At 42.5% G+C, this 11,181-nt stretch carries 6 protein-coding genes and 2 pseudogenes; 5 read left to right on the forward strand and 3 right to left on the reverse strand.

Features of this window, described 5'->3' with window-relative positions; translation table 11 throughout:
• Positions 1–66 precede the first annotated feature (66 nt).
• From AACS98_RS06740 to AACS98_RS06750, 3 genes and pseudogenes are all read left to right on the forward strand, one after another.
• Positions 67–171, forward strand: a pseudogene (locus AACS98_RS06740) (cyclase family protein); the annotation flags it as partial.
• Positions 172–342: 171 nt separating this feature from the next.
• On the forward strand, positions 343–1,839 hold the full coding sequence (locus AACS98_RS06745; protein ID WP_066377588.1) for an aldehyde dehydrogenase family protein: 1,497 nt from the start codon (positions 343–345) through the stop codon (positions 1,837–1,839).
• Positions 1,840–2,307: 468 nt separating this feature from the next.
• Positions 2,308–5,337, forward strand: coding sequence for a DUF4912 domain-containing protein (locus AACS98_RS06750; RefSeq protein WP_066377590.1), 3,030 nt, complete (start codon positions 2,308–2,310; stop codon positions 5,335–5,337).
• 231 nt (positions 5,338–5,568) lie between these two features.
• On the opposite strand, the gene sppA is transcribed toward AACS98_RS06750, so the two are convergent.
• The 3 genes from sppA to AACS98_RS06765 all read right to left on the reverse strand — a co-directional run bounded on the left by sppA (position 5,569) and on the right by AACS98_RS06765 (position 9,962).
• Complete coding sequence (gene sppA, locus AACS98_RS06755) at positions 5,569–7,404, reverse strand: signal peptide peptidase SppA (RefSeq protein WP_066377592.1); 1,836 nt, start codon at positions 7,402–7,404, stop codon at positions 5,569–5,571.
• Positions 7,405–7,497: 93 nt separating this feature from the next.
• Complete coding sequence (gene fni / locus AACS98_RS06760) at positions 7,498–8,547, reverse strand: type 2 isopentenyl-diphosphate Delta-isomerase (protein WP_066377595.1); 1,050 nt, start codon at positions 8,545–8,547, stop codon at positions 7,498–7,500.
• A 413-nt stretch (positions 8,548–8,960) separates the two neighbouring features.
• On the reverse strand, positions 8,961–9,962 hold the full coding sequence (locus tag AACS98_RS06765; RefSeq protein ID WP_066377598.1) for a cyanophycin synthetase: 1,002 nt from the start codon (positions 9,960–9,962) through the stop codon (positions 8,961–8,963).
• Positions 9,963–10,464: 502 nt separating this feature from the next.
• On the opposite strand from AACS98_RS06765, the gene AACS98_RS06770 reads away from it, so the two are divergent.
• Both AACS98_RS06770 and AACS98_RS06775 read left to right on the forward strand, forming a co-directional pair.
• Entirely contained in the window at positions 10,465–10,701 is a 237-nt protein-coding gene (locus AACS98_RS06770; protein WP_066377599.1) for a hypothetical protein, read from the forward strand.
• A gap of 262 nt (positions 10,702–10,963) precedes the next feature.
• Positions 10,964–11,181 (forward strand): annotated as a pseudogene (locus AACS98_RS06775) (DUF58 domain-containing protein); the annotation flags it as partial.

Genomic DNA, 11,181 nt, shown 5'->3' on the forward strand with positions numbered 1-11,181 from the left:
CACTCCTGCTTCTCTACGAGACGCTGCGCGAACGCAGTGAGTGAGAGGCTTCTTTTTGTTTAAGCTAATTTAGACCAACTACCACCGAAAGGTACTACCCTAGCCATTGGCATTCTGAGGTTACGGCGTGGTTCAGGTTCGCCTGTGGGAGTTTTGGCATTAGTTCCTTAAGTTTTGTATATATCTGAAATATTTACCTGCAAATATGAAAACATCACAGTAACGTAGAAAGCAGGAGAGTAGTGTACACAAGGAACACAAGGGATTAGGGAAGATTGTTTCCTAAGAATTCCTGAATTTTGAATGAGAGAATTTTGAATTTTGTATTAGGAGCGAAGCGACGTGACAACTCCGCTCACCTGCCAAAATTACATCAATGGACAATGGTTAAACGCCACAGGTGAAAATATCCTCGCCAGTCATAACCCGGCAAATAAAACCGAAGTTGTGGCTACTTTCCCCCGTTCTCAAGTGGAGGATGTCAACCAAGCTGTAGCCGCAGCCCGCCAAGCTTACCAAAGTTGGCGCAAAGTTCCCGCCCCAGCTAGAGCCGAGTATATCTTTCGTGTGGGGGAATTATTAGCTGAACATAAGGAAGAACTGGCTGAGTTAATTAGTCGAGAAATGGGTAAGCCCTTAACAGAAGCTAGGGGTGATGTGCAGGAAGGTATTGACTGTGCTTTTTATAGTGCTGGTGAAGGAAGGCGACTGTTTGGGCAAACCACACCTTCAGAAATGCCTAATAAGTTCGCTATGACTGTACGGATGCCTATTGGAATCTGTGCTTTAATTACGCCTTGGAATTTCCCCATAGCTATACCTTGCTGGAAAGCTATGCCGGCTTTGGTGTGTGGGAATACAGTAATTCTCAAACCGGCGGAAGATACCCCGGCTTGCGCTACTAAATTAATTGAGATTTTTGCCGCCGCCGGTTTACCACCAGGAGTGATTAACTTGGTGCATGGGGTAGGTGAAGAAGCAGGAAAGGCTTTAGTTGAACATCCTGATGTAGATTTAGTATCGTTTACTGGTTCTTCTGAGACTGGGGCGTTTGTGGGCGCAACTTGCGGACGCACTCATAAACGGGTGTGTTTAGAAATGGGTGGTAAAAATGCCCAAGTGGTGATGGAAGATGCAAATTTAGAACTGGCTGTTGATGGTGCTTTATGGGGGGCTTTCGGTACTACTGGGCAACGGTGTACAGCTACGAGTCGCTTGATTTTGCATCGTGATATTAAGGAAAAATTTACCACGATGCTGTGTGAGCGTGCTAGTCAGTTGCGCTTGGGTGCTGGTTATGAACCTGAGACTGATATCGGGCCGATAATTAATCACAAACAATTGCAACGGGTATATGAGTATATGACAATTGCCCGTGAGGAAGGGGCAAAGATTTTAATGGGTGGAGAAATTGCGACAGCAGGTTTATTAAAACAGGGTTATTTCTTTCAACCGACTATTTTAGATAACGTTACGCCTGAGATGCGGGTGGCGCGAGAAGAGATTTTTGGCCCTGTGGTGGCATTAATTGAGGTGAATACATTTGAGCAAGCGATCGCTATTCTCAATGACACTAAATATGGTCTTTCTTCTTCAATTTATACCCGCGATATTAACCGGGCTTTTACTGCCATGTGTGACATCGAAGCTGGTATCACCTACATCAACGGCCCCACTATCGGCGCAGAGGTACATTTACCCTTTGGCGGTGTAAAACAAACCGGTAACGGACACCGGGAAGCGGGAACTACCGCTTTAGATGTGTTCACAGAATGGAAAAGCGTTTATGTTGACTTTTCTGGTAGTTTGCAACGCGCCCAGATAGATAACCGTGGTTAGGCAAAGAAGCTCTAGCCATCTGAGTAATATCAATGCTAAAAATAATTGACTGTAATTCTAGAATTACAGTCAATTTTTCGTTGAAATCTCGCTATTATTTCTACCTGATCATCTGGCTCAATTCAGACTAATCATGTAGACATTGGTTGAGAATCTGTCTAGTTTTGGTAATCACTAGATTCAGAAACAGTCTATCTAGAATGTTTGCTTTTTCAGTCTATCAGTAGTAAATTATACTAATTTACAGCAGATTTGGGGTAAATGAGGTACAAATTTGATGAACAAAGCTTTATGCTAAGAGACTTTCAAAGCTGTTCCCTGTTAAGAGTTCCCTGTTCCCTGCTGTATATTTAACTAACTCAAAACACAAGAGACAGCAGATGTATAATTAGCGCGTCTTCTCTTGCAAAAAAATATAAATTTAAAACTGATCGGCTTTCTGTTTTCTATATCTGGATGAGGAGCAATATGTGGCAAAAAGATAAAAGAGATACTGGTATAGTCAATCTGGCTTTATGGCTGGCTTTCGCTACCACTCCTACAGTAACAACCTTGTTGATGTCGGTTCCTGTGTCAGCACAAGCTGAGACTGACACGCCCACGTTTTTATTACCGCCAACTGTGCAACCAGGGACTACAGTAAGGATTGATGGTGTTAATGGCCTGGCTGCTTTTAATCAAAAATTAAAGCAGAGTTTTGAACAGCAGTTTTCAGGGACTCAGGTGGAAATTGCCACTAATGGCACTGAGGCTGCACTCAAAGCTGTGCAAGAGGGGACAATTGATATTGCAGCGATTAGTCGTGATCTGACTCCTGAAGAAAAAGCCCAAGGCTTAGTACAAGTTCCTTTGCACCGAGAAAAGATTGCGATTATCGTTGGTTCTGACAATCCGTTTCAGGGTAGTTTGACTGACAAGCAATTTGCGGAGATTTTCCGGGGGAACATCAGCAATTGGTCGGAATTAGGCAGCGCAGATGCTAACATTCGGGTGATAGACCGGCCTGAGAATAGTTTAACTCGTGAAGCATTGAGCAGTTATCCAGTGTTTCGGTCTGCTAACTTTGCCACAGGTTCTAATGCTACCCAGTTAACTGAAGATAATACGGCAGAAATAGTCAGACAATTGGGTAAGGACGGTATTAGCTATGCTAAATTCAATCAAGTCGCAAATCTGCCGGGTGTGCGAGCGTTGGCGTTGTATGATACCTTGCCAGATGATCCTAAATATCCTTTCTCTCAGCCTTTAGTTTACGTTTATAAAAACAATCCTAACCCAGCTATATCCGCTTTTCTGGGATTTGCTTTGGCACCCCAAGGACAACAGGCGATAGAAGCTGTGAGAGTAGCGGAAGCAGAGGCGATCGCTCAAGCTGAATCACAACAGTTTATATCTGCCAATCCTACCATCACCCTAGAACCAACGCCAGGGATGGCGGCTTCTGAAGAGGCGGAAACTGCCGGCGATTCCACAGGAACTAACTTCTCCGCACCATCGGCGATCGCTACTGCTGATAATTCCAATGTCTTGGGGCGTAACTTGCTGTGGTGGTTGCTGCTACCTATAGGGGCGATCGCTGGCTCGCTGTTATGGTTTATTAGACGACCATCAGCCGCTAAAGAAAACCCAGGCTTGACAGAATCACCGGCTAATGATCAAGATGCTCAAGACAAGATACCTGCATCTGAACCAGCAGTAGCAACTCAGCCTACTGAAAATTCAATGGCTAATTCCGGTTTAGATCATCCCGCACCACAAAAAACCAATAATTCCCCCTTACCATTACCGCCAGAGTTGGAGCAATCTCCTTGGGATATGGAAGCACCAGCTACTATAGTCAATAATACATATCCCCCAATCGTGGACATCCCGAAAACGCCAACTAATGGGGAAGCGCAAACCAGGGAATTACCTGATACTGCTATAGTTACATCTAATAATGGTTATCACAGGGATATCACTGACGACCTCAAAACCGAACCACTTCCAGATGTTACCCCAGCCGAAACAACAGCAAGTATTTCCGACAAGAGTCAGGAGTCGGAGGAGATACAAGAGACATCTATTCTGGCGGACTTGCCAGATATTCCCCAAAATGAATCGAGTAGTGTAGCTGATGTCACAGCCGAATTACCCCAGTCGGAAGCACCGAGTGTGCAATCTCTGGAGGAGCCTGAAGCTACAACCAATCTGAATGCGGCTACTGAGTCACCCTCAGATGAATCTGATCCACTAACTGCCGCATGGGATTTAGATTTATCGACATTGGAAGAACCTCCGACAGAGCCGCCATTGATCGAGATTTCTGAAGAAGCATTAAATTTGGTAGCCGACGCTGCCGAACCACCGGATAATCAGATATTGGAGGAGATAGAAACTATCAATGTCGGGAATTTGGCTGATGAAGCAGCTTTAGCAGCAGCCGAAACGGGAGATTGGGCGACGAATATTGACGGCATTCTGGACAACCCCGCACCAGAAACACCAGAGGCGACTGAGGCGATAAATTCTCCCGCAGAAGATTTAGCACCGGTGAAGACAATATCTACCGACTCAGAAGACGACTCAGAAGATGGTGATGAAGACAGTAGTGTTGTTCTCACACCCCGTAATCCTGAGTGGGCTTTTGTCAGTTGGTATCTTGCTCACAGTGATCAACAAGCACTTGAGAATGCAGGGATGACTAAATTATTACTGCGACTGTATGATGTCAGCGAGGTTGATCTGAGTTATCAACAACCCCATCTGGTAGGGCAGTATGAATGTGAGCCGGTAATCACCGATTGCTATGTGTCGATTCCCGCTAGCGATCGCAACTACATCATCGAAATTGGCTACGTTGCCAGTGAGCAATGGGTAAAAATAGCCCGTTCAGCTATTGTACGCATTTTCAGCCCTCCCTACACAGAAGATATACTGACAGACGCGCTGACAGTAGACGAAGACAGCCAAATTTTCTTCACTCCTCGCACTACTAAGTGGGCTTATATCTCTTGGCAAATTTCTGAGCAGCGTCAAGAAATACTGCACAATGCTGGCATCTCCCAGTTGACTTTACGGCTGTATGATGTTACATATATTGACCTGAGTTATCAAACTCCTCAACTGGTACAGCAATATGAATGTGAGGAAATCATCCAAAATCGTTATGTAGCTATTCCCCAAAGTGATCGCGATTATATGGTGGAAATTGGCTACTTAGAAGGCGATCGCTGGATAACTATAGCCTCTTCTTCTATCGTCCGTGTCTTCAGTCGTCCCCACGGAGATTTTTGGTTTGTCACCGATGCTGAGGTAATTATTCACGGAGCCACAGATCCCGGTGCAACGGTAAATATTGCCGGTAAACCGATTACCCTAAAATCAGATGGTACTTTCCATTTGCGTATCCCCTTCTCAGAAGAGTTAATTGACTATCTCATCACTGTATCTAGTGAAAATGGGGAACAAATTACAAGGGTGCATCAAAAGTTTTCTCAGGAAACTGTTGAAGCATAATTTTTGTAGGGTGGGCATTGCTGGCAACTTGCTGAGAGCCTTAGTTGTTAGCTGTGCATCGCCTGATGCTGATTGAGAATGGTGCAAGATATGACACAGAGGCTTTAAAACCCCCATTCCAGCCCAAAAATTTTTTCCTTTTCCCTCTCCTACAAGGAGAGGGTGAGGGAGAGGTAAGTAAGGGGGGCTTTGTGGTTATATTTGCCAGAATTTAGCGCATAGCGATTAAAACTACTCAATTTTCAAATTGAAAGGCAAGCGAGCATAAATTCCTTGGGGGTCGTTCATCTGCTGTATAATTGCCAACTCCTGCTGCATTTTTTGGAATTCAGCCATGAAAAGATTCGGGGGTATGGTTTGTGTCTTCTCAATTTGCAAAACGGTACTGACATCTTCAACGAATCGCCCAAAAAAGCGTTCTCCTAATGTGCTTTCCCTGGGATATTCTTTTAATTGCCAATCTTTACCGAGTTTGGCGGCTTGGGCTGCATATTCTATCGCTGCATTTAAACCACCGATTTCATCAATTAAACCAATTTGTTTAGCTGTAACACCAGACCAAACTCTACCTTGGGCAATTTCTGCTACTTTTTCTACTGGTAGTTTGCGTCCTTCGGCAACTTTATTGATAAATAAATTATAAATGCGGTTGACGCTGCGTTGATAAAGTGCTATTTCTTCGGGAGATTTGGGACGTGCCAAGGTTTGACTATCGGCATAACGGGCTGTTTTTACAGAGTCCCAAGTGATACCATTATCATTTGCTAGCTTCTGCCCATTCAGTAACACCCCGAATACACCAATAGAACCTGTAATGGTGTTGGGTTCGGCAAAAATCCGATTAGAGTCGGTAGCTATCCAGTAACCACCGGAGGCGGCGAAATCACCCATAGACACGACAACGGGTTTGGCTTGGCGTGTGAGTTTCACTTCTCGCTGTATGACTTCGGAGGCGATAGCACTACCACCAGGACTGTTAATTCTCAAGACAACAGCCTTGATATCGTTATCTTGGCGGATTTTGTTGAAGATAGCGGCAAAGCGATCGCCTCCTATTTGTCCATCTTCACCTTGACCATCGACAATATCACCCTCAGCATACACCACAGCAATTTTATTTTTGGCTGTGCGTTCTACAGGTAAAGATTTGTTCGGGACTTGTGCATATTCACTCAAGTCTATTTTGCGGAAGCTGCGATCATCTTGATCACTATTGGTTAATTTCTTTAAGTCAGCAACTACCTGATCGGAATATGCTACTTGATCGACTAAACCATTAGATTTAGCGGTGGGTGCTTCTAAAAGGGCTTGATTATCTGCGATCGCTTGTAATTGTTGGGGGGCAATTTTGCGGCTACCACCGACTGTAGTCCGCCATTCTGTCCAAACATCATTTAATAATTGCTGAGTTTGGGCGCGGTTTTCGGTACTGAGTTGGTTCAATACTAAAGGTTCAATTGCGCCTTTAAACTTGCCAGCGCGGACAACCTGCACACCAATACCATACTTTTGCAATGCTCCCGCGAGAAATATCGGTTGGCTAGCCAAACCGTTGATTTCCATTGCTCCAAAGGGATTCAAAACAATAGTATCAGCTACAGAACTAAGATAATATTCCTTTTCTCCCCACTGCATTCCATAGGCGACAATCTTTTTGCCAGATGCACGAAATTCTGTTAAGGCTTTGCGGATTTCTTTCAGAGAAGCATAACCTAAGTTACTCGTGCCGCTACTGCTTGTTGCGTCGAGGTAGATACCCACAATTCGCGAATCACTCTCAGCTTTTTTGATGGTATCCAGCACACTCCGGAGTGTCATTCTTTGTGCTGCCACTCCTGATAAAGTGTTTTGCAACACTTCGCTAGCTGTGGGTTCCCTATCGCTGATTTTCATTGACAAGTCAAAAACTACAACTGACTTATCTTTGACTAGGGGGCCAGGATCTTGGGAACTTGCAGCCGCAAACACTAAAAACAACAGTGCTGTAGTACCAATACCAGAGAAAATAATGAGTCCTAATACAGTGCCAACTAAGCTGGCTAGAGTTTGCTTGAGGAAGTTATTCATTAGTTGTTAGTTATTAGTCATTAGTTATTAGTTATTAGTCATTAGTTATTAGTCATTAGTCATTAGTTTTTCTCCTCCGCTTCCTCATCTTTTTTATTGTATGCTTTGCAAACTGCCGGAATTTTTCAACTCAGATAGGGTGGTGTTGCCGGTGCAGAATAAGACTGTGGTGATTTCTGCAATCAATACTTCGGCTAAATCTTGCAATGCTGATTCTGATTCGACTGCGGCTTTGAGGAATGGAATTGCTAACCCGGCGATATCTGCTCCCAGTGCGATCGCTTTGGCGACATCCAAACCATGACGCAACCCTCCAGAGGCAATCAAGGGTATATGGGGTGCGATCGCTCTAATACTGGTAATACATTCGGCTGTGGGTATTCCCCAATCTGCAAAGGTTCTGCCTAAGCGTCTTTGCAAGGCATTTTCTGCCCTTTCACCTTCTACCTTTGCCCAAGAAGTCCCACCAGCACCAGCAACATCAATTGCTGCCACCCCAGCCGCCAACAGTTTTTCTGCCATCGCTGCGGAAATGCCATTGCCTACTTCTTTGGCTATCACTGGTACTGATAACTTACTGCATAATTTGTCAATTTTGTCAAGCAAGCCTCGGAAGTTAACATCACCTCTGGGTTGAATACATTCTTGCAGGGGGTTGATATGCAAAATTAAAGCGTCAGCTGCCAGCATCTCAATGATTTGCAGACATTCATCTAAGCCATATTTGTAGTTAAGTTGCACAGCACCGACATTAGCAAATAACAGAACATCCGGCGCATATTTACGCATAGCGAAAGTATCAGCCACCTGGGGTTTTTCTACCGCCACGCGCTGGGAACCCACACCCATTGCAAATTTATATTGTTGGGCTAGTTGTGCTAAACGCTGGTTAATCATTCCCGCTTCTGGGGTTCCCCCAGTCATGGAAGAGATTAATAGAGGTGCGCCTAGATGTTTACCTAAAAAAGTTGTACTGATATCAATATCTTGGCGATCTATTTCTGGTAAACAACAATGGGTGAAACGATAACTTTCTAATCCGTTGGTAGTTTCGCCAAACTGTACATCTTCTTCTAAGCAGATGCGGATGTGATCTGCTTTGCGTGATTGGGTTTGGGCTGAGTTTGTGGTAGCAGCGTTCACGGTTGGGTAAAAGTCAAAGCATTGGCTTCACTATTGTTACAGATTTAGATATTTTCTGGCATCAGGTCTGTATTTAGTGTGCTGAATAGCAATTTTATGTGAGGTTACGCCCCATACATCCCGTAAAGACGTTATGTGTAACGTCTCTACAGTAGGACGCAAGTGTCACATTACAGATGTCTTGTAGGGTGCGTCAGACCGTTTAAATGCTGTCAATAAATGCATTTTTGATATCTGACGCACCCTACTAATATGCCAGTTGCATAAGTCCTGTACAGTTAAGAATCAAGCACAGCTATGTCTACGCAAGCTATATCAAGACTGAAGTCCTGACTACGAACTTTCTTTTACTTTGCACGCTTCAGTTTTTATCGGTAACTAAATTGTGGAAATTTTTGATGCAAAATAACACATCAATTTTTGTTGTTATACTCTTGTTCTAAAGTCGTGAGAATTTTCAAATACAAAGCTTCGACTCTCTGAGTTTGTGCCTCTCCAATTGCCGCATAGTGAGTTAAGCTAGGTGAGCCATTAACTTCAATAATCACATAATCGACTAATGGTCTAGTTATATCATGGGTAATGATATCCACACCTACTAATCTTAACCCCATATCTTTGGCGACATTTAAAGCTAATTTTTGAAAGTCAGGATGAATACTTTCTGTCACATCTATAGCCTCACCACCACTGGATAAATTAGCATTATCTAAAAGATAAATAATTTTGCCCCTGGGAAGAATACTGTTAAAATTGAGATTCTGCCTTTTTAGTTTTTGTTTGATGCGAAAGTCATCAAAATCTATAATCTTTTTTCTACCGCTTGCCACAAATTGTTCTTGTTTTTGGTGCAGTAATTCCAAAATGCTAGATTTACCATCACCTACTACAGATAAGGGGATTCTTTGGTAAGCGGCGATGATTTCATCATCTATAACGACAATGCGGTAATCTTTTCCTTGATAAAACTTTTCAACAATTAGTCCTGAGTTGAGTTTGAAGATTTTCTTAGCTGCTTGATAATATTCTGTTTTATTATAAACCTTTGTCACTAATTTACCTTGACTGAGATTGATCGGTTTGACAATCACAGGAAAACCTAATTTTTGGGCATAGTCAAATCCGGCTTCAATATCTCTGTTATTACCTACTTTTTCACAAATTTGCTTGCTAAAAAATGTTTGTCCTTCAGTAACTTTATACCCAAAATGTTTGAGAAAAAAATTTGAATAACCTTTGTCTTTAGCAATTTCTGCGGAACCGAAACCATTAATATTTAACTTAGTGGTACTAAAAAATGCTTTATGCCCATTTTTAAAAGTAATATGTCCCACTAATTTATATTCTGGGTCTACTACAACTACAGCACCTATTTGGGGTGCAATTTTTTGAATTATTGACGTTACTAATGCCATTGTTTTGACAACAAGTATAATTTGTTGCCAAGATTGTATCTAAACTATTAAGATTGGTCAAGATATAAACAGGATAAATGTATTAGTTATTTTTTGTTAAGAGAATGTGGGATTGATGACAAAACATTAGATATTTATTTGTTGATTCTTAGAAAATGATTTATATTAACTAATATTTCTATTATTGCGAATAAGCGAATTCTTCAAATATAATTTACAGTTTTGGTGTTTTCCAAGACACCCAGATTTTAGGTCACTATCCTCTTGAGAATATGCGTATTATTTTAAACATAAATCACTGATAAAAATTGGCTGGATAGGTTATATAAATTTATACAAAATAGAGATTGTTCAGTTAGTTTGTCTAAAATATATCATTGGGGGTTGACAATATAAAAATTATCGAATAATAAGGTGGCAGAATCATAAAAAAAGGGCTAGTGCTTCTATCTTGAGACAGTCACTAACACCTTTGTTGAAACTTAATACGGTTAAGATAATCATGCCACAAAATTCTGATAACAAAGTACAAATTTCGGAACCACAGTCCAAAAATTACAAACAACGGCTAAACTCTTGGGCGATCGCACGTTTACTACCTGATGCCCAACGTGAGATTATAGCGCGCTTTCGCAGTCGTTCTGACGCTGATGGTTATATGCAGCATTTATGTCAAGTAACACCAAATGCTTCTTTCATGGTGGTTTTTGATTGTCAGCGTGAAGAAGCAGCGATTTAAGTGGGATGTGGGGGTATAGGGGAAAAGAGGAAGCAGAGAAGAAGCAGGGGGGCAGGGGGCAAGGGGGAGAATACTTTTCCCATTTCTCCCTGCGCCCATTCCGTCCGGAAGATAAAATTTGCGGACTCCGTAGTTATATACGTCACAGAGACAGCTTCATTAAAAGCGTCTGTATTCATATACAGCGAATGCAGAAAGCACTTACACAAAATTAGGGCGTGACTACTGTGAATTTCTATTAGTGTTGGGTTAAAACGGAAACATGAAAATTATCAAACCCATCACTAACTGGTTAGAAACCCATGCTAGCACCCCTGCATATACCGGGTGGGTACTAGCGGGAATTGCTGTTTGTTTTTTTGGTGCAGCTATTAATACAATGGCTGGCTGGCTGTATGCGATTAGCGGCGTAAGTTTTGCATTATTAGGTATAGCAGCATTTTTACCAACGCGATCGCTCACTGGTATCTCTGTCACCCG

Source organism: Anabaena sp. CA = ATCC 33047 (assembly GCF_963870205.1).
In the GTDB taxonomy this organism is placed as follows: domain Bacteria; phylum Cyanobacteriota; class Cyanobacteriia; order Cyanobacteriales; family Nostocaceae; genus Trichormus.

Bases quoted from the DNA above. Each gene is read 5' to 3' on its own strand.
- AACS98_RS06765 (WP_066377598.1), bottom strand. From the start codon at position 9,962: ATGGCATTAGTAACGTCAATAATTCAAAAAATTGCACCCCAAATAGGT.
- AACS98_RS06750 (WP_066377590.1), top strand. From the start codon at position 2,308: ATGTGGCAAAAAGATAAAAGAGATACTGGTATAGTCAATCTGGCTTTA.
- sppA (WP_066377592.1), bottom strand. From the start codon at position 7,404: ATGAATAACTTCCTCAAGCAAACTCTAGCCAGCTTAGTTGGCACTGTA.
- AACS98_RS06770 (WP_066377599.1), top strand. From the start codon at position 10,465: ATGCCACAAAATTCTGATAACAAAGTACAAATTTCGGAACCACAGTCC.